Genomic DNA, 24,345 nt, shown 5'->3' on the forward strand with positions numbered 1-24,345 from the left:
GCGGGCAAGCCCGCTCCCACACGGACCGCGCAGGATCAGAAGTCGTCTTCGACTTCGCCATCCTTGACCTTGAACTCGCGGTTCTGCAGGTAGGCATTGCGAATGAAGATGTACTTGTCACCCTGGATCAGCTTCTCGGCCGACAGCAGGTCGGCGCGGGTGTCGATGATGTCCAGGGCGAAGATCGAGTTGCGCGTCGGCACATGGTCGATGTAGCGGTAGGGTTCGGTGTAGGTGTCCGGGTACTTGGCCACGCCGTCACGCACGGTGCTCGGCCCCAGCAGCGGGATGACCACGTACGGGCCGCTCGGCACGCCCCAGTAGCCGAGGGTCTGGCCGAAGTCCTCGTCGTTGCGCTGCAGGCCCATCTTGGTGCCCACGTCGAAGAAGCCGCCCAGGCCGAAGGTGGTGTTGACGATCAGCCGCGCCGTGTCCACGCCCGCCGCATGGGGCTTGAACTGCAGCAGGTCGTTGGCCAGGTTGGTCACGTCACCCAGGTTGCGGAAGATGTTGTGGATGCCATCTTCGAGGAACTGCGGGGTGACCGCCTGGTAGCCCTTGGCCAATGGCTTGAGGGCATAGGTGTCGAGGGTATCGTTGAACCGGAAGATCGGGCGGTTGACCGCTTCCCAGGGATCTTCCTCGGTGGCGGCCTGGGTGGCTGCCACGGGCGCCAGCAGCATGCTGGCGCAGACACAGGCCTGGGTGACTCGTTCGATCACACTGGCACCGATCCTACGCATAGGTGTTTCTCCATCGAATTTCTCGGCCGCAAGCGCAAACGGGTCGCGCTGCTGTACGGCGGCAGTATAGAGGCTTGCGGGCTGATAAACAGCTTTACACATCTCTGCTCAATATTTTGTGAACAACTGTTGCGCGGCGCCCGCTGTCACAGGGTGGTAACAATCGCCGAATAGCCTGCGGACTATTTGAGGGAAGTTGCCATGGACGCTGCACCCGCCTTCACCGCTGTGCTGTTCGGCTTGCGCGGCTGCCTTGTGCAAGCCGCCAATGGTGGCGCCCCCTCCCCCGCACCCGGCGCCCTGGCCACCCTTGCCAGCCTGCGCCAGCGCCAGGTGCCGTGCATCTGGCTGGATGACCTCGACGCCAGCCAAAGCAGGCGCCTGGCCCACGTTTTGCCTGCCTGGCTGCCGGGGCATTCGGTGAACGGCGTGCGCTGGCCGGCGCCGCACGCCTGCTGGCAGGCCCTGATGACGCTGGACAGCGAACGCCTGGACGGCTGTGTGCTGGTCAGCGGCGACCCACGCCTGCTGCAATCTGGCCTCAATGCGGGGTTGTGGACGGTAGGGCTGGCCGCCTGCAGCCCGTTCTGCGACCGCAGCTCGCGGCAGTGGCAAGCCATGACCCCGCAGGAACAGGACCTGGCCCGTGGCAAGGCGACGCTGGAACTGTTCAGCCTGGGCGTGCACTCGGTGATCGACCACCTCGAAGCGCTGGACACCTGTCTGCAGGACATCGCCCAGCGCCGGCGCAAGGGTGAAAAACCCTGATACAGCACCTTTGACACGGATCATGCAAAGCAACGGCAGGTGGATTACGCTGAAGACAGGCCAGAACCTTTGCCGCTTCGCTGAGGTCCATGGCTTGCCAAGCCATTGATGGAGAACTGCCAATGCCTGCCCGCGAATTGCAAGAGCGCCTGAACAGCTTGCGCGAGCAACTGGAACGCAACGTGCCGCTTTCGGACGAGGAGATGGCCGCGCTGCACGAAGAAGCGCGCCAGATCGAGGCGCAACTGAAGCTTGAGGAAGCCACGCCAGACCATAATCTGGTGGACGGCGTGAACCTGGCGATCGAACGCTTCGAGGCCGACCACCCCGACCTCACCGCCACCCTGCGCAGCATTGCCAACTCGCTGCACAGCATGGGGATCTAGAAGTACCGGGGCCGCTTTGCGGCCCTATCGCGACACAAGGCCGCTCCCACAGGTACAGCGCAAGCCTCGGATCTTGCGCTGTACCTGTGGGAGCGGCCTTGTGTCGCGATAGGGGCGCGAAGCGCCCCCAGCGTACTTGAACCTTACTGGCGAACCAGGCGCTGGTTCTCCGGGCTGATCGCCCCAGTGCTGCGATACGGGTTGATATCCAGCCCACCCCGGCGCACATAGCGCGCATACACCGTCAAATGCTCCGGCTGCAGCAGGTTCTTCAGGTCCAGGTAGATCCGCTCCACACACTGCTCATGGAAGTCGGCATGCTGGCGGAAGCTGATCAGGTAGGTCAGCAGGCTGGCATGGTCCAGCGCCCTGCCCTTGTACTCGACCACCACGCTACCCCAGTCCGGCTGGCCGGTGACCGGGCAGTTGGACTTCAGCAGGTGGCTGTGCAGGGTTTCTTCCACCTGCCGCTGCGGGTTGCAGTGCAGCAGCTCTGGCTGCGGCTGTTCGTAGTTGCTGATGGCAACGTCCAGCACATCGATGCACTGCCCTGGCAAGGCCACCACGCCTTGGGCCTCGACCTCACCCAGGGTGCGCACCTTCACGCCAACCGGCTTGCCGGCGGCGGCGGACAGGTCTTTTTCCAGGCACGCCTGCAGCTCGCCAGGCGAGGCGAACACCGTCTGGTTCAGCGAGTTCAGGTACAGCTTGAACGACTTGGACTCGATGATGTTCGGCGAATCGGCGGGGATGGCGAACTCGCCGATCGCCACCACCGGCTTGCCCGATGGCAACAACCAGCTCAGCTCGAAGCAGTTCCAGTAATCCACACCCTGCCAGGGCAAGGTCTGGGCGGTAACGCCCAGCTCGGCCCACTTGGCGGCACGCGGAATCGGGAACAGCAGCTCCGGGGAGTAAGTGGCAATGTATTCGCTGGACTTGCCCAGCGGGGAATGTTCGGCAGCGGGATGCATGGAAACTGACCTGAAGGTTCGAAATTGCCCCTAGTCTACCGGTTTTGCCCCCTGCCTTGCAGCGCAAGTCAGCGGGATTACAACTTCGTCAGTTTGGGGCGAGCAGGTGCATCGTCACGTATCATCTCAGCATCACCCGGTCCCTGTGGGAGCGGGTTCACCCGCGAACACCGGCAAAGCCGGTGCCATGCACCGTGTTGAATTCTTCGCGGGTAAACCCGCTCCCACAGGGCTTTGCGCCGCTTGCTGGAGTCAATTCACCCAATGAAACTGCTGATCGTCGAAGACCAGGCCCGTACCGGCCAGTACCTGAGCCAGGGCCTGAACGAGGCCGGCTTCGCCACCGAACTGGCCACAGATGGCGAGACCGGCCAGTTCCTCGCCCTGACCGGCGACCACGACCTGCTGATTCTCGATGTGATGCTGCCCGGCCGTGACGGCTGGCAGATCCTCCAGGCCGTGCGCCAGGCCGGCCTGGACACCCCGGTGCTGTTCCTCACCGCCCGCGATGCCGTGGAAGACCGGGTACACGGCCTGGAGCTGGGCGCCGATGATTACCTGGTCAAGCCGTTCGCCTTCTCCGAACTGCTGGCCCGGGTGCGCAGCCTGCTGCGCCGGGGCACCAGCCCCAGCCAGGACACCACCCTGGGCCTGGCCGACCTGCGCCTGGACCTGATCCGCCGCCGCGCCGAGCGCGCCGGCCAGCGCATCGACCTGACCGCCAAGGAGTTCGCCCTGCTTGAACTGCTGCTGCGCCGCCAGGGCGAGGTACTGCCCAAATCGCTGATCGCCTCGCAGGTGTGGGACATGAATTTCGACAGCGACACCAATGTGATCGAAGTGGCAATCCGCCGCCTGCGTCTGAAGATCGACGACCCGCACCCCAACAAGCTGATCCACACCGTACGCGGCATGGGCTACGTACTCGAAGAGCGCGCGGAGTGATGCGCCGGGTCTCCCTCGGCAACCGCCTGGCCCTGCTGTTCGCCGCCTGCACCGCCGCTGTCTCGCTCGGCGCCGGCCTGATATTCAGCCGGGCCAGCGAGCAGCACTTCGTCGAACTGGACCAGCAACTGCTGGACTCGCGCCTGTCGCTGTTCCGCACCCAGCTGGCCGGTATCACCACCCCGGCCGAACTGCAGGCGCGCCTGCCTGAACTGCGCGATGAACTGGGCCACCAGGCCGACCTGGCCCTGCGCATCAACGGCAGCGACGGCGCCACCTGGTTCGAAAGCCGCACAGGCCTGCCCCTGGCACCGCTGCCCGACGGACTGGCAACCCTGCACGCGCAAGGCACCGACTACCGCAGCCTGGCCGTGCACCTGGCGCAAGGCGCCCCGCAGTCGCCACAGCTGACCCTGTACCTCGACATCACCCACCACCAGCATTTCCTGCAGGGCATGCAACGGTTGATCTGGCTGACGGTAGGGCTGTCGGCGCTGGCCACCGCGCTGCTCGGTGCCTGGGCTGCACGCCGCGGGCTGCGCCCGTTGCGGCAGATGGGCCAGGTGGCCGCCAGCGTATCGGCGCGCTCGCTCACCACCCGCCTGCCGGTGGCACAGATGCCCGAAGAGCTGGCCGAGCTGGCCGGCAGCATGAACGCGATGCTGCAGCGCCTGGACGATGCCTTCCAGCGCCTCTCGGCATTCTCCGCCGACATCGCCCACGAACTGCGCACGCCGCTGTCCAACCTGCTGACCCACACCCAGGTCACCCTCACCCGCCCGCGCAGCCTCGAAGAGTACCGCGAGGCCCTGCACGGCAACCTCGAGGAGTTGCAATGGATGGCGCAGATGATCAACGACATGCTGTTCCTGGCCAAGGCCGACCACGGCCTGCTGGTGCCGGGGCAAACACCGCTGGTGCTGCATGACGAGGTGGATGCGTTGATGGAGTACTACGCGCCGCTGGCAGAGGACAGCGGTGTGCAGATGCTGCGCGAGGGTCAGGCGCTGCTGCAGGGCGACCGGCATATGCTGCGCCGGGCGCTGTCCAACTTGCTGGACAACGCCTTGCGCTTTACCCCGGCGGGAGGGCAGATACGAGTGACCTTGGGGCCAGGGCTGAGGATTAGCGTGGCCAATACCGGAGCGGCTATCGAACCGGCTGCGTTACCGCGGTTGTTCGACCGCTTCTACCGGGTGGACCCGGCACGGCGGGAAGGCAGTAGCGAGCATGCCGGGTTGGGGTTGGCGATTACCCGGTCGATCGTGCAGGCCCATGGCGGACACATCAGGGCGGAGTGTGCGGACGGATGGACGCGATTCGTGATCGACTTCACTGAAGATCGGTGACATCAGGGCTGGCACGCCACCCTGTGGGAGCGGGTTTACCCGCGAACACCGGCGCAGCCGGTGCCATGCACCGTGCTGGAATCTTCACGGGTAAACCCGCTCCCACAGAGCCGCTCGATAAGCTGAAGTAGACATTAAACCGCCAGGCCAATCGCCGGCTGCACCTGCGATGCCCGATAAGCCGGGTAAATGGTCGCCAGGAAGCTCATCACCAACCCGGCCGTGCAGATGATCGCCACATCGCCCCACTGCAACTGCGACGGCAAGCTGCTGACGAAGTACACATCCGAAGTAAAGATGTGCTGCCCGCTCACCCGCTCCAGCCAACCGACGATCTGGCTGACGTTGAACGCCGCGATCACCCCCAGCACGCCACCGATCAGCGTACCGACAATGCCGATCAGGCTGCCCTGGACCATGAACGTACCCATGATCTGCGCCGGCGTGGCGCCCAGGGTGCGCAGGATGGCGATGTCCGGCCCCTTGTCGTTCACCACCATCACCAGGGTGGCGATGATGTTGAACGCGGCCACCGCAATGATCATCATCAGCAGCAGGCCGATCATGGTCTTTTCCATCTTCATGGCGCTGAACAGGCTACCCTGGGTATGCGACCAGTCATCGGCGCGGTAGGCGTCGCCGAGCCCGGCAGCGATGGCCTTGGACACCTGTGGCGCGGCATACAGGTCGTGCAGTTTCAGGCGCACGCCCTGCACCTGGCCCGGCGCCCAGCGCTGCATGGCGCCAGCATCGGCCACGTGAATGTAAGCCTGCGAGCCATCCAGCTCGGCACCGACCTTGAAGATGCCGACTACGGTCAGGCGCTGCATGCGCGGGGTGATGCCGCCCGGCTCCTTGCTGATTTCCGGCACGATCAGGGTCAGTTTGTCGCCGGTGTTCAGGCGGAAGCGCCGCGCAGTCAACTCACCGATGACCACGCCGAACTCACCCGGCTGCAAATCCTGCAAGCGGCCCTGGACGATGTGCTGGCCGACGATCGAGACCTTGCCCTCTTCGGCCGGGTCGATACCGCCGACCTGGATCGGCTGCATCGCGCCCTTGTACGACAGCATGCCTTCCATTTCGGTAATCGGCGCCGCCGCCATCACCGCCGGGTCGCGCATGGCCGCGTCGGCCACCTTGTGCCAGTCGTCCAGCGGCTGCGCGCCGAGGATGGCAGCATGCGGCACCAGGCCGAGGATGCGCGAGCTCATTTCGCGCTGGAAGCCGTTCATCACCGACAGCACCACGATCATCGCCAGCACGCCCAGCGACAGGCCGATCATCGAGGTCATCGAGATGAACGAGATGAAGTGGTTGCGGCGCTTGGCTCGGGTGTAGCGCGCGCCGATGAAGATGGGCAAGGGTCTGAACATGTACGAAAACACCCAATGAAAACAGGAAAACGGGGCGGCACCGGCCACCCCGTGCAGTCGATCAGATCGCCACCAGGTGGCCGTCGTCGAGCTTCAATACACGGTCCATCTGGCGCGCCAGGTTGAGGTCGTGGGTAACCACCAGGAACGCCGTGCGCGACGCGCTGGACAGTTCCTGCATCAACTCCTGGATGCCCTGGGCCGTGTGGTGGTCGAGGTTGCCGGTCGGCTCGTCGAGCATGACCAGGCCAGGGCGGTTGACCAGTGCCCGGGCAATCGCCACCCGCTGGCGCTCACCACCGGACAGCTCGGCCGGCTTGTGGTTGAAGCGGTGCGCCAGGCCCACGCGCTTGAGCAGCGCCTCGGCACGCTCACGGGCCTCGGGGATGGGCGTGCGACCGATCAGCAACGGCATGCACACGTTCTCGATGGCCGTGAATTCCGGCAGCAGGTGGTGGAACTGGTAGACAAAGCCCAGCTCGCGGTTGCGCAGCAGGCCACGGGCACGCTCGCCCAGTGCCGACAGCTCCTCGCCGGCCAGCCAGACGCTGCCCTGGGTCGGCCGGTCGAGGCCACCCAGCAGGTTGAGCAAGGTACTCTTGCCCGAGCCGGAGCTACCCACGATAGCCACCCGCTCACCGGCGTGCAGTTCGAGGTTGAGCCCGGACAGCACCTGCACCGACTCCGGGCCCTCGTCGTAGGACTTGCCCAGGTTGCGGCAACTCAGAACGGCTTTATCACTCATGCGCGACTCACTCATAACGTAGCGCCTCCGCCGGCTGGGTGCGGGCCGCACGCCAGGCCGGGTACAGGGTGGCGAAGAAACTCAGGACCAGCGCCGCACCACAGACCATGTAAACGTCCTGGGCCTGGATCTGCGACGGCAGGTAATCGATGAAGTACACGTCGGCGTTGAGGAACTTGTGCCCGATCAGTTTCTCGATGCCGGCGATCACCGCGCTTACATTCAGCGCGGCGACGATCCCGACCACGGCGCCGATCAGGGTACCGATCACCCCGATCACCGTGCCCTGGACCATGAAGATGAGCATGATCTGCCCGGGCGTGGCGCCCAGGGTACGCAGGATGGCGATGTCGCCACGCTTGTCGTTGACCACCATCACCAGGGTGGAAATGATGTTGAACGCCGCCACCGCCACGATCAGCAGCAACAGCAGGCCGATCATGGCCTTCTCCATGCGGATTGCCTGGTACAGGTTGCCGTGGGTACGGGTCCAGTCACGGCTGTAGAACTCCTGGTCGCCCAGGCGCTGGGCGATGTCCCAGGCCACCCGCGGCGCCTGGAACAGGTCGTCGAACTTCAGGCGCAGGCCCTGGACCTGGTCGGGCTTCCAGCGGTGCAGGCGGGACAGGTCGCTGATGTTGGTCAGGCCCAGGTAGCCGTCGATCTCGCCCGCACCTACGTGGAAGGTGCCGACCACGGTGAAGCGCTTCATGCGCGGGAACATGCCGGCCGGGGTCACACTGACCTCGGGGGCGACGAAAGTGAGCTTGTCGCCGATGCCCACGCCCAGCTTGGCCGCGGCCTTGTCGCCGATCATGATGCCCCACTCGCCCGGCGCCAGCTGGTCGAGGCGGCCTTGCAGGACGAACTTGTCGATGATCGACACCTCGCGCTCGCGGGCCGGGTCGATGCCGTTGAGCAGCACCTTCTGCACCTTGCCTTCATGGGTCAGCAGGCCCTGCATCTGGGTGAAGGGCGCAACCGCCACCACCTGCGGATTCTGCTTTACTTGTTGGGCAAGGGCCGGCCAGTCGGCAATGGGCTGGCCGCTCTCCAGCGTGGCATGGGGGATCATGCCCAACACGCGGGTACGCATCTCGTGGTCGAAACCGTTCATGACCGACAGCACCACGATCATCACCACCACGCCCAGGGCGAGGCCGATCATCGAGGTCAGGGAAATGAACGAGACGAAGTGATTGCGACGTTTGGCACGGGTATAACGCGTGCCGATGAATGCGAAAAGAGGTCTGAACATGTCGGGGCTTGTTCGGATGAAAGGGAACGTCCTTGTGGCGAGGCGCCTACGGCGGCTTTACACTCGGACCACCGCCGCTACCTTGGGTTCGCCATGACGACATTAGACGAAGAAGATCGCCGCGAATACTACCGCATCGAAGATCGGATCGCACTTCAAATCAGCCCCCTTAGCGCGGCCGAAGCCCTTGACCCAGATGTGTTGCAAGATGATTCACCACTATTCAACCTGCTCAGCGAACTGCACCTGTCCGACTTCGAGTCGCAGCACCTGCTGCGCCAGCTGAGCGAAAAGGACCGCACCCTCGCCGCCTTCCTGCGCGCGCAGAACAAACGCCTCGACCTGCTTAGCGCGGTGGTTGCCCAGACCCTGATCGGCGAAGTTGGCCAGCCCCAGCCGGTGATCATCTCCGAGGGCGGCATCGAATTCGCGCAAGCTACAGCGGTTGCCCCCGGCACCCGGGTGAAGGTGAAGATGGTGCTGATGCCGCGCGCCCATGGCCTGCTGCTGCGCGGCAAGGTCACCCACTGCGACCCGCACCCGGAGGGCGGCTTCGAAGTCGGCACCGAATTCACCGACATGACCGACGCCCAACGGCAACTGCTGGCCCGCTACATCCTGCAGCGCCAGCAGCAGCAACGTCGCCAGCAGCTGGAACAGAACGCCCCTGCCTCCTGAGCCCATTTTTCTCTGATTTGAAGGAACGAACGTGACCCTGATCTACGGCCATCGTGGCGCCAAGGGCGAAGCGCCCGAGAATACCCTGAAGAGCTTCCAGCAATGCCTCGCCCATGGCGTGACCCGCTGCGAGCTGGACCTGCACCTGTCGGCCGACAACGAGCTGATGGTGATCCACGACCCCACCCTCAAGCGCACCACCGGCAAACGCGGCAAGGTGGTCGAGCACCCGGCCGCCGACCTGGTCAAGATCGATGCCCGCAAAGGCGGCCCGGGCCACGTACAGCCCTGCCCGATCCCGAAACTGGAAGAACTGTTCCAGAAGTGCCCGTTCGAGCACTGGCAGCTGGAAGTGAAAAGCGCCTCGCGCACCCGTGCCGCAACCACCGTGCTGGCGATCCGCGAACTGGCCCAGCAATATGGCCTGCTGGACAAGGTGACCATCACCTCCAGCTCACGCGAAGTGCTGGGCGCTGCCCTGGAACTGGTACCGGATGTCAAACGCGGGCTGGTGGCCGAATACGCCTGGCTCGACCCGTTGAAGGTAGCTCAGAACTACGGCTGCGAGCTGCTGGCATTGAACTGGACACTGTGCACCCCCGAGCGCCTGCTGAAAGCTCAGGCCCAGGGTTTGCACGTGTCGGTGTGGACGGTCAACGAACCGGCACTGATGCGCCGGCTCGCTGACTTTGGCGTGGACAGCCTGATTACAGACTTTCCCGGTTTGGCCAAGACCACCCTCGGGTAGGGTTGAAATCGGTCTCTCCGACCGGCTCAGGCCACCGGTCGGAGCCGCTCAAAAAAGCCGGTTCAGGCCGTCGTAGGCAGCTACCCGATAGGCTTCGGCCATGGTCGGGTAGTTGAATGTGGTGTTGACGAAGTACTTCAGGTTGTTCAGCTCGCCCGGCTGGTTCATCACCGCCTGGCCGATGTGAACGATTTCCGAAGCCTGGTAGCCGAAGCAGTGTACGCCCAGTACTTCCAACGTTTCGCGGTGGAACAGGATCTTCAGCATGCCTTGCGGCTCGCCGGCGATCTGCGCACGGGCCATGCTCTTGAAGAAGGCTTTGCCCACTTCGTACGGCACCTTGGCCTGGGTCAGTTCCTGCTCGTTCTTGCCGATCGAGCTGATCTCCGGAATGGTGTAGATGCCGGTCGGCACGTCGTTGACGAAGCGCCAGCTGCCATTATCCACGATACTGCCAGCGGCAGAGCGGCCCTGGTCATGGGCGGCACTGGCCAGGCTCGGCCAGCCGATCACATCGCCGGCACCGTAGATGTTCGGCACGCTGGTGCGGTAGGCCTCGTCGACCTCGATCTGGCCACGGCTGTTGACCTTGATACCGATGTTTTCCAGGCCCAGCTTGTCGGTGTTGCCGGTACGGCCGTTGCACCACAGCAAGGCATCGGCCTTGATCTTCTTGCCCGACTTCAGGTGCAGGATCACCCCGTTATCCAGGCCTTCGACGCGCTCATACTCTTCGTTGTGGCGCACGGTGATGTTGTTGTTGCTGAAGTGGTAGCTCAGCGCCTGGGAAATTTCCGAGTCGAGGAAGCTCAGCAACTGGCCACGGTTGTCTACCAGCTCTACCAATACACCCAGGCCGCTGAAGATCGAGGCGTATTCGCAACCGATCACGCCGGCACCGTACACGATCAGCTTGCGCGGGGTGTGGCTGAGGCTGAGGATGGTGTCGCTGTCGTAGACACGCGGGTGGTGGAAGTCGATGTCGGCCGGGCGATACGGGCGCGAGCCGGTGGCGATGATGATGTGCTTGGCGTTGAGCTTTTCCACCACACCGTTCGGGCAGACCACTTCGACGGTTTGCTCGTCGGCGAAGCTGCCGGTGCCGACGAATACGTCGACGCGGTTACGGGCGTAGTAGCCGGTGCGCGATGCTACCTGCTTGGCGATGACTTTCTCGGCGCTTTTCAGCACGTCCGGGAACGAGAACCAGCGCGGCTCACCGATGGCACGGAACATCGGGTTGGTGTTGAACTGCATGATCTGCCGCACCGAGTGACGCAGTGCCTTGGACGGGATGGTGCCCAGGTGGGTGCAGTTGCCCCCGACCTGACGACGGCTATCGACCATCGCCACCTTGCGCCCTGCTTTGGCGGCGTTCATTGCCGCACCTTCTCCGGCCGGGCCGGAACCCAACACCACTACGTCGTAGTTGTAGACAGCCATGCGTACTCCTTCAGAACTGGCCCGCAAGCCACGGTCGCTCGCGGGGCGCGATCATGCCGCCAGGGCGTCATGAGAAAATTCGGGTGCAGTCTAATCAAGCGTGAACGCCGCGCACATTAACCCTTGGTCGCGTCGTAGGCCAATTTTGCCCGCACTACATGTATGAACCATTCCCTGGCGGCGATCATCCCTGCTTGTGCTTTCACTCGCCTTTCACTGCCCGTTCGAATGCGGGCGTAGCTCGGGAGACGAAGCCACCCTCGGCCCGAGTCACCAATACTGCGGCCAGGCCATGCGCCACGGCAAAATCCCAGCCACGTTCCGGGCCGAGGATCAACAGCAGCGTCGAATAGCCGTCGGCCTGCAGCGCCGAGGCATCGAGCACGGTGACCGCGGCCAGGTCGTGCTCTACCGGGCGCCCGAGGCGGGCATCGAAGGCGTGCGAATAGCGCCGGCCATTCTCCTCGAAATAGTGCCGATAGTCACCCGAGGTTGATACTGAAAGGCCATTGACCGGGATGATATGGCGAGCGATCTGGCGGTCTTCGCGGGGCAGCTCCAGGGCGATGCGCCAAGGGCTGCCATCGGGCTTGCGGCCGACGGCCTTGAGCTCGCCGGTGGCTTCAGCGACAAAGCTGGACACGCCCATGGCCTGCAGGCGCGCGGCAACCAGGTCGACGGCGTGGCCGGCGGCGAGGCTGTTGAAGTCGAGTTGTACCGGGGCGTCCTTGCACAGGGCCTGGCCGTCGATGTGCAAGTGTCGGTAACCCACGCGTTGACGCACCTGGGCCAGGGCCAACGGGTCAGGTACCTGCTCGTGGCGGGCCTGGGGGCCGAAACCCCACAGGTCGAGCAAGGGCTCGACGGTGAGGTCGAAGACGCCATCACTCTGCTCGGCCAACTGCTGACCAAGGCTGACCAGTTCGAGCATGTCGGGCGGCAGGGCCAGGCACTGGTTGGCGGGCAACTGGTTGAAACTGCTGACGGTGGAGTCGCCGCGGTAGGTCGAGTAGTGCTGGTCGATGTCATGCAGGATGGTTTCGACCGCAGCCTGCACCTGGGCCGGCGCCGGGCCACCGGGCTCGCGCACGTACTGGATGCTGTAGCTGCTGCCCATGGTCGGGCCGCCCAGGCGCTCCAGGGTGGGGCCCTGGTCGCAGGCGGTGAGCAGCATGAGGATGAACAGCAAGGCTGTGCGCAAGGTTCGGGCTCTCGGTTGCCTGTGACGCCCTCTTCGCGGGTAAACCCGCTCCCACAGGTATACCACTGCCCTCACGGACGACGCGCCCCTGTGGGAGCGGGTTCACCCGCGAAGAGGCCGGCACAGGCAACACAAATTCTGGATAAAAAAACGGGAACCCGAAGGTTCCCGTTTTTTCATTGCCTTACAAGCGGATCAGCGCGGAAACGCTGGCGGGTTCACACCGGCCATCTCTTCCATCACACGAACCACCTGGCAGCTGTAACCGAATTCGTTGTCGTACCACACGTACAGAACAACGCGGTTGTCGTTGCAGATGGTCGCTTCGGCGTCAACCACACCGGCGTGGCGGGAACCTACGAAGTCGGTCGAAACCACTTCCTGCGAGCTGACGTAATCGATCTGCTTGTGCAGTTCCGAGTGCATGGCGGTCTGGCGCAGGTACTCGTTGATCTCGTCGCGGCTGGTGGCCTTCTCGAGGTTCAGGTTGAGGATGGCCATCGAAACGTTCGGCGTCGGTACGCGAATGGCGTTGCCGGTCAGCTTGCCCTTCAGCACTGGCAGTGCCTTGGCGGCAGCAGTGGCGGCGCCGGTTTCGGTGATGACCATGTTCAGCGGCGCGGCACGGCCACGGCGGCTGCCCTTGTGGAAGTTGTCGATCAGGTTCTGGTCGTTGGTGAACGAGTGAACGGTTTCGACGTGGCCGTTGACGATGCCGTACTGGTCGTTGATGGCCTTGAGCACCGGCACGATGGCGTTGGTGGTGCAGGAAGCGGCCGAGATGATCTTGTCATCGGCAGCGATGTCACCGTGGTTGATGCCGTGCACGATGTTCTTCAGCGCGCCCTTGCCAGGTGCGGTAAGGATCACGCGAGCAGCGCCCGGGCAGGCCAGGTGCTGGCCCAGGCCGTCGGCATCACGCCATACGCCGGTGTTGTCGACGATCAGCGCGTTTTCGATGCCGTACTGGGTGTAGTCGACTTCGCTCGGGCTCTTGGCGTAGATAACCTGGATCAGGTTGCCGTTGGCGGTGATGGTGTTGTTGGCTTCGTCGATGGTGATGGTGCCATCGAACGGGCCGTGCACCGAGTCACGGCGCAGCAGGCTGGCACGCTTGACCAGGTCGTTCTCGGCGCCTTTGCGCACGACGATGGCGCGCAGGCGCAGGCCGTCGCCACCACCGGTCTTCTCGATCAGGATACGCGCCAGCAGGCGGCCGATGCGGCCGAAGCCGTACAGGACAACGTCGGTGCCTTTGCGCGCCGAAGCGTTCTGCTGGCCAACCACCTCGGCCAGCTCTTCACGGACGAACTGCTCGGCAGTACGGCCATTGCCTTCCTGCTTGAACTTGTTGGCCAGCTTGCCCAGGTCGACCGAAGCGGCGCCCAGTTTCAGCTCGCTCATGGCCTTGAGCAGGGGGAATGTCTCGTGGACGGACAGTTCGGTTTCGTCGGCTTGACGATGACGCGCAAAGCGGTGCGCCTTGAGGATCGAGATAACCGAACGGTTGATCAGGCTACGGCCATAAATCGAGCTCACCACATTGTTGTTGCGGTAGAGCTGACCGATAAGCGGGATCATCGCTTCAGCCAGGGCTTCACGATCGATCCACTCACCAAGACACTGGTCGGGCTTCTGAGTCACGGGAACCTTCCACATGTAGGGACAGAAAAAAGGGGCTACATTATGACGCCCCAACGCGTTGCGGGCAATGAGCGCCTGTCGCGACCACGCAAGCCAGCGTTCATGCCCTTTCGAGCCTGACAGCCGGCATCGTCACCGGTACAATCGATCTCTTTGCCGCAACGCTTGGAGTGCGATCTCCCGTGTCAGTTCTGCGCCTACCGCAAATGTCGGCCACGGCCGGCAAACAAACCTGGGGCAATCTACCCGGTGCCGCCCTCAGCCTGGCCATCGCCGAGGCCGCCAGCAGCGCGGGCCGCTTCACTCTGCTGCTGACTGCCGACAGCCAGGCTGCCGATCGTCTGGAACAGGAACTTCGCTTCTTTGCCCCGGACCTGCCGGTGCTGCCGTTCCCCGATTGGGAAACCCTGCCCTACGACCTGTTCTCGCCGCACCAGGACATCATTTCCCAGCGCATCGCCAGCCTCTACCGCCTGCCGGAGCTGAGCCACGGCATCCTCGTGGTGCCGGTCACCACCGCCCTTCACCGCCTGGCGCCGACCCGTTTCCTGCTGGGCAGCAGCCTGGTGCTGGACGTGGGCCAGACCATCGACGTGGAACAGATGCGCCTGCGCCTGGAGGCCAGCGGCTACCGCTGCGTCGACACGGTCTACGAGCATGGCGAGTTCGCCGTACGTGGCGCATTGATCGACCTGTTCCCGATGGGCAGCAAGCTGCCCTACCGCATCGACCTGTTCGATGACGAAATCGAGACGCTGCGCACCTTCGACCCCGAGACCCAGCGCTCGATCGACAAGGTGGATTCGGTACGCCTGCTGCCGGCGCGCGAGTTCCCGATGCAGAAAGAAGAAGTGACCCGCTTCAAGGCGCGCTTCCGTGAACGCTTCGACGTCGACTTCCGCCGCAGCGCGATCTTCCAGGACCTGGCCAGCGGCATCATCCCCGCTGGCATCGAGTACTACCTGCCGCTGTTCTTCGAAGAAACCTCGACCCTGTTCGACTACCTGCCGGCCGACACCCAGGTGTTTTCGCTGCCTGGCGTGGAACAGGCCGCCGAACACTTCTGGAACGACGTGCGCGGGCGTTATGAAGACCGCCGTGGCGACCTGAGCCGGCCGCTGCTGCCGCCGGCCGAGCTGTTCCTGCCGGTGGAAGACTGTTTCGCCCGGCTCAAGCAATGGCCACGGGTAGTGGTCAGCACTGAAGACCTCGACCCGGGCGCGGGCCGCGAGCGCTTCCCGGCCCGCGCGCTGCCCAACCTGGCAATCGAGGCCAAGGCCAACCAGCCCTTGGCCGAACTGGCCAATTTCCTCGACCAGTTCCCCGGCCGCGTGCTGTTCACCGCCGAATCGGCGGGCCGCCGCGAAGTGCTGCTGGAGCTGCTCGAACGGCTGAAACTGCGCCCACACAGCGTCGACGGCTGGGCCGACTTCATCACCGGCAGCGAGCGCCTGGCGATCACCATCGCCCCGCTGGACGACGGCCTGCTGCTGGACGACCCAGGCCTGGCCCTGGTCGCCGAAAGCCCGCTGTTCGGCCAGCGGGTGATGCAGCGCCGCCGCCGCGACAAGCGCGGCGAAACTGCCAACGACGCGGTGATCAAGAACCTTACCGAGCTGCGCGAAGGCGCACCGGTGGTGCACATCGACCATGGCGTGGGCCGCTACCTGGGCCTGGCCACCCTGGAAATCGACGGCCAGGCCGCCGAATTCCTCACCCTGGAATACGCCGAGGGCGCCAAGCTGTACGTGCCGGTGGCCAACCTGCACCTGATCGCCCGCTACACCGGCAGCGACGATGCCCTGGCACCGCTGCACCGGCTGGGCTCGGAGGCCTGGCAGAAGGCCAAGCGCAAGGCCGCTGAACAGGTGCGCGACGTGGCTGCCGAACTGCTCGACATCTATGCCCGCCGCGCCGCGCGCAAGGGCTATGCGTTTGCCGACCCGTCCGCCGACTACGCCACCTTCAGCGCCGGCTTCCCGTTCGAGGAAACCCCGGACCAGCAAGCTGCCATCGAAGCCGTGCGCGCCGACATGCTGGCGCCCAAGCCGATGGACCGCCTGGTGTGCGGCGACGTCGGCTTCGGCAAGACCGAAGTGGCCATGCGCGCGGCGTTCATCGCCGTGCACAGCGGCCGCCAGGTGGCCGTGCTGGTACCCACCACCCTGCTCGCCCAACAGCACTACAACAGCTTCCGCGACCGCTTCGCCGACTGGCCTGTGACCGTGGAAGTGATGAGCCGCTTCAAGTCGGCCAAGGAAGTGGCCAACGCCGCCGCCGACCTGGCCGAAGGCAAGATCGACATCCTCATCGGCACCCACAAGCTGCTGCAGGACGATGTGCGCTTCAAGGACCTGGGCCTGGCCATCATCGACGAAGAACACCGCTTTGGCGTGCGCCAGAAGGAACAGCTCAAGGCCCTGCGCAGCGAGGTGGACATCCTCACCCTCACCGCCACGCCGATCCCGCGCACGCTGAACATGGCGGTGGCGGGCATGCGCGACCTGTCGATCATCGCCACGCCGCCGGCGCGCCGCCTGTCGGTACGCACCTTCGTCATGGAACAGAACAAGAGCACGGTCAAGGAGGCGCTGCTGCGTGAGCTGCTGCGCGGTGGCCAGGTGTACTACCTGCACAACGATGTGAAAACCATCGAGAAATGCGCCGCCGACCTTGCCGAACTGGTGCCCGAGGCGCGCATCGGCATCGGCCACGGGCAAATGCGCGAGCGCGAGCTGGAACAGGTGATGAGCGACTTCTACCACAAGCGCTTCAACGTGCTGGTGGCCTCGACCATCATCGAAACCGGCATCGACGTGCCCAGCGCCAACACCATCGTCATCGAGCGCGCCGACAAGTTCGGCCTGGCCCAGCTACACCAGCTGCGCGGCCGGGTGGGCCGCAGCCACCACCAGGCCTACGCCTACCTGCTGACGCCAACCCGGCAGAAGGTCAGTGCCGACGCCGAAAAACGCCTGGAGGCGATTGCCAACACCCAGGACCTGGGCGCCGGCTTCGTGCTGGCCACCAACGACCTGGAAATTCGCGGCGCCGGCGAGCTGCTGGGCGAAGGCCAGAGCGGGCAGATCCAGGCGGTGGGCTTTACCCTGTACATGGAAATGCTCGAACGCGCGGTCAAGGCGATCCGCAAGGGCACCCAGCCAAACCTTGAGCAGCCGCTGGGCGGCGGCCCGGAAATCAACCTGCGCCTGCCGGCACTGATCCCCGAGGACTACCTGCCCGACGTGCATGCGCGGCTGATCCTGTACAAGCGCATTGCCTCGGCCGCCGACGAAGAAGGCCTCAAGGACCTGCAAGTGGAAATGATCGACCGCTTCGGCCTGCTGCCCGAGCCGACCAAGAACCTGATGCGTCTGACCTCGCTCAAGCTGCACGCGGAAAAGCTCGGCATCAAGAAAGTCGACGCCGGCCCCAACGGCGGCAAGCTCGAGTTCGAGGCCGAGACCCCGGTCGACCCGCTGACCCTGATCAAGCTGATCCAGGGCCAGCCCAAACGCTACAAGTTCGAAGGCGCCACCCAGTTCCGCTTCCTGGTGCCGATGGAACGCCCCGACGAACGCTTCAATACCCTGGAGGCGCTGTTCGAGCGCCTGACCCCACAGCCTGCTTAAGGAAGACCCATGCGTGCCATCCGTTGCCTGACCCTGCTGCTGGCGTTGTTCGCCCCGGCCGCCTTCGCCGAAGGCCTGTATCAGGTAGAAATGATCCTGGTGCGGCAGAACAGCGTGCCCGCCTTTACCAGCCCGTTCGCCCCCGAAGACTGGAGCGCCGGCGCTCCACGCCTGGAGAAGGACGCCGAGCGCCGCCTGGCGCTGGAAGACGAAGCCACCCGCCTGGAAGCCACCGCCGACTACACCGTGCTGCTGCACAAGGCCTGGCAGCAGCACGTGGGCAGCGAGCCCAGCCGCATCGCCCTGGGCGAAGGCGCCGAGCAGTTCGGCCACTTCCCTATCGAAGGTAATCTGAGCATCGCCGAGGGCCGCTTCATCGCGGTCGAGGCCAACTTCTGGGTCAACCAGCTGGACGGCAACGGCAGCGTGCTGCAAAGCGAACAGTTCAAGCAGAGCAACAGCAACGTCAAGGGCGGCCAGCTGACCTTCCTCGACGGCGGGCACCTGGCGGTGCTGCTGAAGGTGACGCCACCGGGTACGCCGAAAATGCCGGTGATGGACCCGGAGATGATGGAGCAGTGATGCAATGAGTCGTGACGCTCTCCAGTTGCTGCGCGAGTACCCGAACTGGACCCAGTCGTTCACCGACCCGGTTCTGCAGCGCGGTGAGCGTTACGCCCGGGAAGACCGGGTAAAAATCGAAAAATGCAGTGGCCCGCTCATCGAAGCCACCTGCTGCGGAAGCGAAGGCAGCCCGTATCGCCAGAAGATCACGCTCAGCGCCATGGCTGGCCGCTGCCACGTACGCGGCCAGTGCAGCTGCCCCGTAGGACACAATTGCAAGCATTGCGCCGCTGCCTTGTTCGTTTTGAGCGAGCCGCAGGCCGCGTGGGACAATGGCGGTGAGACACTGCCGGCCAACCTCCAACGCTGGCTCAAGGGCCTGGAACAGCCAGCTCAGCAACCCGCCGAAGCGCAAGACAAACGCGGCCGCATGGTCTGCTATCAGCTCAGGCTGACCGACGAGCCTGGCTGCGCCTTGCGAGTGCGCAAAGGCATCCGCGAAGAAAACGGCATACGCTACAGCCGCGTGCAGTCACTGTATGAATTTCTGTACGAGCCCCCTCGCTTCGTCAGGGAAGAGGATATCCGCATCCTGCGCCTGCTTTCGGCCCTGAATCAGGTCGGCAGCCAGGACCGTGGTTACCAGCTCAAGGGCCGTGAAGGCGGCGAATTGTTCCAGCGCGCCCTGGATACCGGCCGCATGCTTTACGACGAATACAAGCCAATGCTGCGCGAGGGTGCGACGCTTGCGGCGGAATTCCGCTGGGTACGCCTGGACAACGGCCACTATCGCGGCATCTGGTATCACGGCGAAACGCCCCTGAACTGCGTGATTCCGCTACTGCCCCTTTATTATTTCAATTTCGCCACCAGTGAAGTGGGCAAGATCGAACACTCACTCGATTCACACATTGCCCTGCAACTGACAATCGCCCCCGATGTCCCGGAACACCTCGTAGTCCCCCTCAGCCACAAGCTCAACGCCTTGAACCACCAACTCCCGACGCCGACAACGCTGAACGAACAACTCATCGACGATCTACCACCCAGGCCGCACCTGACCCTCGGCAGCCTCGAATTCAGCGCCTACATGCCCAAGACCGGGCGGATGCAACGGCAGATGCAACACCGTGCAGCGCTGGCATTCGACTACGACGGGCTGCGCGCCAGCGGCAGCGACGACAAACCGCTGACCCGCCTGGTCGGCGACACCAGCCAGCGCATCCGCCGCCAGCCCCAGGCTGAGCAGGCGCTGCGCAAGGTGCTACGCGACCTCGGATTCAAGGCCGCGACCCGTCAGAGCAAGGCCCTGCCTGACAGCGCCGGCGAGATGCTCCAGCTGCCCGATGACGAAGCCTGGCTGCGCTTTGCCCGCGAAGGCCTGCCGCACCTGCGCGAAGCCGGTTGGGACATCGATATCCACCGCGACTTCGCCTTCAACCTGCAGGAGGTGGACGACTGGTACGCGACCATCGACGAAGCGCCCGGCCATGAATGGTTCGACCTGGAGCTGGGCATCGTGGTCGATGGCCAGCGTCACAGCCTGCTGCCGATCGTGCTGCAACTGCTGCGCAGCAACCCGGAACTGCTGCGCCCCAGCGAACTGGCCCGGCGCAGTGACGACGAGCACCTGCTGATCGACCTCAACCGCGGCCGCCTCGATGCCCCGGCCCTGCGCGTTGCCTTGCCCTATGGCCGTATCAAGGCAGTGATGGGCACCCTGGGCGAGCTGTACCTGCACGAAGACGCCGCAGGCCCGTCCCTGCGCCTGGACCGTGCCGATGCCGCACGCCTGAACGACATCGAAGGCCTGCCCCTGCACTGGGAGGGTGGCGAGCATGTGCGCGACCTGGGCCGCCGCCTGCGCGATGCCCGAGACCTGCAGGTAGAACCGCCGACGGGGCTACAGGCCAGCCTGCGCCCGTACCAGCAACAAGGCCTGAACTGGCTGCAGGCGCTGCGCGAGATGGGTACTGGCGGCATCCTTGGCGACGACATGGGCCTGGGCAAGACCCTGCAGGCCTTGGCACACCTGCTACTGGAGAAACAGGCCGGGCGCCTGAACGCACCGGCCCTGGCGGTAATGCCGACCAGCCTGGTGCCCAACTGGCTGGACGAAGCCCAGCGCTTCGCCCCCGAGCTGCGCGTGCTGGCCCTGCAAGGCCCGGGGCGCAGCAAGCATTTCACCAAGCTGCACGAATACGACCTGGTCCTGACCACCTACGCCCTGGTGCCGCGCGACCTCGAGCACCTGCGCGCCCAGGCCTGGCATGTGCTGGTGCTGGACGAGGCGCAGAACATCAAGAGCAGCACCAGCAAGGCCGCCCTCGCCGTCTGCGAGCTGCAGGCCAATCAGCGCGTCTGCCTGACCGGCACGCCAATGGAAAACAACCTGGGCGAGCTGTGGTCGATTTTCCACTTCCTCATGCCTGGCTGGCTGGGTGACCTGAAGCGCTTCAACCAGGACTACCGCACACCGATCGAGCGCCACGGCGACAGCGAGCGCATGGCCCACCTGGCCAGCCGCATCCGCCCGTTCCTGCTGCGCCGCACCAAGGAACAGGTGGCCACCGAGCTGCCGGCCAAGACCGAGATGGTGCACTGGGTCGAGCTCAGCGATGCCCAGCGTGACACCTACGAGGCCGTGCGGGTGGCCATGGACAAGAAAGTCCGCGATGAAATCGCCCGCAATGGCGCCGCGCGCAGCCAGATCATCATCCTCGACGCCCTGCTCAAGCTGCGCCAGGTCTGCTGCGACTTGCGCCTGGTCAAGGGAGTGGAAAGCAAAGGCAACCAGGCCGACAAGGGCAAACTGGGCGCGCTGCTGGAAATGCTCGAAGAGCTGCTCAGCGAAGGGCGCCGGGTGCTTTTGTTCTCGCAGTTCACCTCGATGCTGGCGTTGATCGAGCAAGAGCTGGAGAAACGCAAGATCCGCTACAGCCTGCTGACCGGCGACACCCGCGACCGGCGTACACCGGTGCAACAGTTCCAGCAGGGGGATAGCGAAGTGTTCCTGATCAGCCTCAAGGCGGGCGGCGTGGGCTTGAACCTGACGGCCGCAGACACGGTGATCCACTTCGACCCTTGGTGGAACCCGGCCAGCGAGAACCAGGCTACCGACCGCGCCTACCGCATAGGCCAGGACAAGCCGGTGTTCGTGTTCAAGCTGATCACCCGGGGCACGGTGGAAGAAAAGATCCAGCTGTTGCAGCAGGAGAAGGCAGCGCTGGCAGCGAGCCTGCTCGATGGCGGGCAGGCCGGGCAATGGCGGCTGGGGGATGAAGAGATCGAAGCGCTGTTTGCGCCGCTGCCCGGGAAGCGCGGGCGGTAGGCCAGAATCGTCTGCTGCCGGTACCGGCCTCTTCGCGGGCGTGCCCGCTCCCACAGGGATATCAGTGCCCTCAAGGGCGGTGCCGTACCTGTGGGAGCGGGTTCACCCGCGAAGAGGCCAGCACAGGTACAACACCAATATCAAACCAGCGCCGCACCTGTGGGAGCGGGCGCGCCCGCGAAGAGGCCGGCGCGGTCAATCGACCAACTGCGCCTCCCGCAACGCCCCCAACGCCTCCAGCCACCGTGGCTGCTGGCGATAATCCGTCCGCGCAAACCCTTGCCCGCGCATCCGGGCAATCCGTGGCGACGGCTTGACCTTCATCCGCTGCGCCGCACTCAACGCCAGCTCCGCCGCCGCCCGGTCATTGCACACCAGGCCCATGTCACAACCGGCGCTCAACGCCGCCTCGATGCGGCTGGCCGCGTCCCCGACCACATGCGCGCCGGCCATCGACAAATCGTCACTGAAAATAACCCCGTCGAAACCCAGCTCGCCACGCAGGATGTCCTGCAACCAGCGCCGCGAGAAGCCAGCCGGCTGGTTATCGACCTGCGGGTAGATGACATGCGCCGGCATCACCGCCGCCAGCTGCCCGCTCAGGCGGCTGAACGGCACCAGGTCGGCCTGGCGCAGCTGCTCGAGGCTGCGCTCATCGGTGGGGATGGCCACATGCGAGTCCGCTTCGGCCCAGCCATGCCCCGGGAAGTGCTTGCCACAGGCCGCCATGCCCGCCGCATTCATGCCACGGATGAACGCGCCAGCCAGTTGCGTGGCGCGCAACGGGTCACCCTCGAAGGCACGGCTGCCAACCACGGCGCTGCGCTGGTGGTCCAGGTCGAGTACCGGGGCAAAGCTGAGGTCCAGGCCAACTGCCAGCACCTCGGTCGCCATCAACCAACCACACTGCTCGGCCAGGTACTCGGCGTTGTCATTGTCGGCCAGCGCACGCATGGCCGGCAGGCGCACAAAGCCCTGGCGCAAGCGCTGCACGCGGCCGCCCTCCTGGTCCACCGCCAGGATCAGGTCGGGGCGGATGGCGCGGATCGATGCGCACAGCTCACGCACCTGGCGCGGGCTGTCGATGTTGCGGGCAAAGATGATCAGGCCGGCCACTTCAGGCTGGCGCAGCAGGTGACGGTCTTCGGCGGTCAGCCATTTACCGGCGATATCCACCATCAGGGAGCCTTGCAGGCTGACAGTCATGGGTAATCCTTCATTGAAGACTGAGAGAAGCCCACTGGGGGCAGGCGGCCTGCTCGATGCGTACCGGGCAATGTGCCGGCACCTGCTCGAACAGGCTTAGCAAATCGGTGTTGCGCAGGCGTATGCAACCATGGGACAGCGCTACGCCCATGGGTTCCGTATCCGGAGTGCCGTGCAAGTAGATATAACGGCGAAAGGTGTCAACAGCGCCCAGGCGGTTGATACCCGGCTCACAGCCACTGAGCCAGAGGATGCGGGTAAGGATCCAGTCCCGGCCGGGATATTGCGCATGCAAGGCTGGCGACCACACCTCGCCGGTCCAGCGCCGCCCGGCCAATACCGCATTCAGCGGCAGGCCCGCACCGACCTTCGCCCGCACCTGGTGCAAGCCACACGGCGTGCAACCCGAGCCGTTGCGCTCGCCGGCACCGTTGCGCGCCGTGGAAACCGGCAGGCGCACGCGCAGCTGGCCATGGGCAAAGCCATAAAGGCGCTGGTCGGCGAGGGAAATGTGCAGGAAGTCGAGGTCAGGCATGAGCGCTAGCTTAGCCGAAGCGCCCCGCCCCGCCCAGCCTTCAGGCCTTGGCGGTGGTGGCGCTTGCGCTGGTCTTGATGCGCGGGCGCAGCTGCGCGGTGGCCATGGCGTCGTCGGTAACACCGCTATCGGCTCGCATGCCTGCAGCCAGGAACGGCACCATCAGGCGCATCACCTGCTCGATCGAGGTGTTGATGCCGAAATCGGTCTCGGCAATTGCCCGCAGGGCCTTGATGCCAGACATGCTGAAGGCGGCAGCACCGAGCATGAAGTGCACGCGCCAGAACAGTTCCAGCGGCGGGATGCGCGGCGCGGCCTCGTTGACCAGCAGCATGTAGCGGCGGAACACCTTGCCATACATGTCTTCCAGGTAACGCCGCAGGTGGCCCTGGCTCTGGCTGAAGGCCAGGCCCAGCAGGCGCATGAAGATCGACAGGTCGTTGTTGCTGCGCGGCTGCACAGCCAACGCCTGCTCTACCAGCATTTCCAGCAGCTCTTCGAGGCTGGGCTTTTGCTCCGGCTTGGCCTGGCGCCGCTCCAGCTCACGTTCGAGGCTGGCGCAGAACGGCCCGAGGAAGCGCGAGAACACCGCCTGGATCAGGGCCTTCTTGGAGCCGAAGTGATAGTTGACCGCCGCCAGGTTGACCCCGGCCTTGCTGGTAATCAGCCGCAACGAGGTTTCTGCGAACCCCCTTTCCGCGAACAGCTGCTCGGCAGCATCGAGAATGCGTTCAACGGTTTCCGATTGGGCCATGACTACTCCGACTACTCCGCCAGACAAACAGGTGTTTGAAACATACGTTTCAGCCCTGCTTCTGT

General features: G+C 64.7%; 20 protein-coding genes. 9 read left to right on the forward strand and 11 right to left on the reverse strand.

Features of this window, described 5'->3' with window-relative positions:
• Window positions 1–35: 35 nt before the first annotated feature.
• Window positions 36–743 (reverse strand): MlaA family lipoprotein, encoded by a 708-nt coding sequence (locus M2S36_RS18755; RefSeq protein WP_137163349.1) that lies wholly within the window; start codon window positions 741–743, stop codon window positions 36–38.
• Between the two features lie 201 nt (window positions 744–944).
• Here M2S36_RS18755 and M2S36_RS18760 point away from each other — a divergent pair, with 201 nt between their 5' ends.
• Together M2S36_RS18760 and M2S36_RS18765 are read left to right on the forward strand one after the other, a co-directional pair.
• A complete protein-coding gene (locus M2S36_RS18760; protein WP_207831672.1) occupies window positions 945–1,511 on the forward strand; it encodes a phosphonoacetaldehyde phosphonohydrolase-related protein in 567 nt (188 codons plus the stop codon).
• A 122-nt stretch (window positions 1,512–1,633) separates the two neighbouring features.
• Window positions 1,634–1,897: a DUF4404 family protein gene (locus M2S36_RS18765; protein ID WP_207831674.1), complete on the forward strand. Its 264-nt coding sequence runs from the start codon at window positions 1,634–1,636 to the stop codon at window positions 1,895–1,897.
• A 143-nt stretch (window positions 1,898–2,040) separates the two neighbouring features.
• On the opposite strand, the gene queF is transcribed toward M2S36_RS18765, so the two are convergent.
• The gene (queF, locus tag M2S36_RS18770; RefSeq protein ID WP_333957616.1) at window positions 2,041–2,871 is read right to left on the reverse strand and encodes an NADPH-dependent 7-cyano-7-deazaguanine reductase QueF; all 831 of its coding nucleotides are present in this window, start codon (window positions 2,869–2,871) and stop codon (window positions 2,041–2,043) included.
• 264 nt (window positions 2,872–3,135) lie between these two features.
• Between queF and cinR the strand changes: the two genes are divergently transcribed.
• A complete protein-coding gene (cinR, locus tag M2S36_RS18775) occupies window positions 3,136–3,816 on the forward strand; it encodes a two-component system response regulator CinR (protein WP_015269546.1) in 681 nt (226 codons plus the stop codon).
• Window positions 3,813–5,165, forward strand: coding sequence for a heavy metal sensor histidine kinase (locus tag M2S36_RS18780; RefSeq protein WP_207831679.1), 1,353 nt, complete (start codon window positions 3,813–3,815; stop codon window positions 5,163–5,165). Before cinR ends, M2S36_RS18780 begins: the two co-directional genes overlap by 4 nt.
• A gap of 134 nt (window positions 5,166–5,299) precedes the next feature.
• Here M2S36_RS18780 and M2S36_RS18785 read toward each other — a convergent pair whose 3' ends face one another.
• From M2S36_RS18785 to M2S36_RS18795, 3 genes are all read right to left on the reverse strand, one after another.
• Complete coding sequence (locus tag M2S36_RS18785) at window positions 5,300–6,541, reverse strand: lipoprotein-releasing ABC transporter permease subunit (RefSeq protein ID WP_207831681.1); 1,242 nt, start codon at window positions 6,539–6,541, stop codon at window positions 5,300–5,302.
• Between the two features lie 61 nt (window positions 6,542–6,602).
• A complete protein-coding gene (gene lolD, locus M2S36_RS18790; RefSeq protein ID WP_169774647.1) occupies window positions 6,603–7,286 on the reverse strand; it encodes a lipoprotein-releasing ABC transporter ATP-binding protein LolD in 684 nt (227 codons plus the stop codon).
• A 7-nt stretch (window positions 7,287–7,293) separates the two neighbouring features.
• Window positions 7,294–8,544 carry a lipoprotein-releasing ABC transporter permease subunit gene (locus tag M2S36_RS18795; RefSeq protein WP_015269543.1) on the reverse strand — a complete coding sequence of 417 codons (1,251 nt, stop codon included), beginning with the start codon at window positions 8,542–8,544 and terminating at the stop codon, window positions 7,294–7,296.
• A 93-nt stretch (window positions 8,545–8,637) separates the two neighbouring features.
• Between M2S36_RS18795 and M2S36_RS18800 the strand changes: the two genes are divergently transcribed.
• Window positions 8,638–9,222 carry a PilZ domain-containing protein gene (locus tag M2S36_RS18800; protein WP_333957619.1) on the forward strand — a complete coding sequence of 195 codons (585 nt, stop codon included), beginning with the start codon at window positions 8,638–8,640 and terminating at the stop codon, window positions 9,220–9,222.
• A gap of 31 nt (window positions 9,223–9,253) precedes the next feature.
• Window positions 9,254–9,970: a glycerophosphodiester phosphodiesterase gene (locus tag M2S36_RS18805; RefSeq protein ID WP_063913907.1), complete on the forward strand. Its 717-nt coding sequence runs from the start codon at window positions 9,254–9,256 to the stop codon at window positions 9,968–9,970.
• Between the two features lie 48 nt (window positions 9,971–10,018).
• Here the strand turns inward: M2S36_RS18805 and sthA are convergent, their stop codons facing one another.
• From sthA to M2S36_RS18820, 3 genes are all read right to left on the reverse strand, one after another.
• On the reverse strand, window positions 10,019–11,413 hold the full coding sequence (sthA, locus tag M2S36_RS18810) for a Si-specific NAD(P)(+) transhydrogenase (protein ID WP_063913906.1): 1,395 nt from the start codon (window positions 11,411–11,413) through the stop codon (window positions 10,019–10,021).
• Window positions 11,414–11,615: 202 nt separating this feature from the next.
• The gene (locus M2S36_RS18815; RefSeq protein WP_333957621.1) at window positions 11,616–12,614 is read right to left on the reverse strand and encodes an FAD:protein FMN transferase; all 999 of its coding nucleotides are present in this window, start codon (window positions 12,612–12,614) and stop codon (window positions 11,616–11,618) included.
• 195 nt (window positions 12,615–12,809) lie between these two features.
• Window positions 12,810–14,273 carry a glyceraldehyde-3-phosphate dehydrogenase gene (locus M2S36_RS18820; RefSeq protein ID WP_207831686.1) on the reverse strand — a complete coding sequence of 488 codons (1,464 nt, stop codon included), beginning with the start codon at window positions 14,271–14,273 and terminating at the stop codon, window positions 12,810–12,812.
• 167 nt (window positions 14,274–14,440) lie between these two features.
• Here M2S36_RS18820 and mfd point away from each other — a divergent pair, with 167 nt between their 5' ends.
• Genes mfd through M2S36_RS18835 form a run of 3 tightly spaced genes read left to right on the forward strand, consistent with a single transcriptional unit; the run spans window position 14,441 to window position 21,785 of the window.
• The gene (gene mfd, locus M2S36_RS18825) at window positions 14,441–17,890 is read left to right on the forward strand and encodes a transcription-repair coupling factor (protein ID WP_207831688.1); all 3,450 of its coding nucleotides are present in this window, start codon (window positions 14,441–14,443) and stop codon (window positions 17,888–17,890) included.
• Between the two features lie 9 nt (window positions 17,891–17,899).
• On the forward strand, window positions 17,900–18,472 hold the full coding sequence (locus M2S36_RS18830; protein ID WP_207831690.1) for a CsiV family protein: 573 nt from the start codon (window positions 17,900–17,902) through the stop codon (window positions 18,470–18,472).
• 4 nt (window positions 18,473–18,476) lie between these two features.
• Complete coding sequence (locus M2S36_RS18835) at window positions 18,477–21,785, forward strand: DEAD/DEAH box helicase (protein WP_233694885.1); 3,309 nt, start codon at window positions 18,477–18,479, stop codon at window positions 21,783–21,785.
• Window positions 21,786–21,980: 195 nt separating this feature from the next.
• Here M2S36_RS18835 and nagZ read toward each other — a convergent pair whose 3' ends face one another.
• From nagZ to M2S36_RS18850, 3 genes are read right to left on the reverse strand one after another with little or no spacing between them, the layout of a single operon-like run.
• Window positions 21,981–22,979, reverse strand: a complete 999-nt coding sequence (gene nagZ / locus M2S36_RS18840) for a beta-N-acetylhexosaminidase (RefSeq protein ID WP_207831813.1) — start codon at window positions 22,977–22,979, stop codon at window positions 21,981–21,983.
• A gap of 22 nt (window positions 22,980–23,001) precedes the next feature.
• Complete coding sequence (locus tag M2S36_RS18845) at window positions 23,002–23,526, reverse strand: L,D-transpeptidase (protein ID WP_207831694.1); 525 nt, start codon at window positions 23,524–23,526, stop codon at window positions 23,002–23,004.
• Window positions 23,527–23,566: 40 nt separating this feature from the next.
• Window positions 23,567–24,280 carry a TetR/AcrR family transcriptional regulator gene (locus M2S36_RS18850; protein WP_207831696.1) on the reverse strand — a complete coding sequence of 238 codons (714 nt, stop codon included), beginning with the start codon at window positions 24,278–24,280 and terminating at the stop codon, window positions 23,567–23,569.
• Window positions 24,281–24,345 lie beyond the last annotated feature (65 nt).

The sequence above is a fragment of the Pseudomonas sp. SF2 genome (assembly GCF_036858055.1).
Lineage (GTDB): Bacteria > Pseudomonadota > Gammaproteobacteria > Pseudomonadales > Pseudomonadaceae > Aquipseudomonas.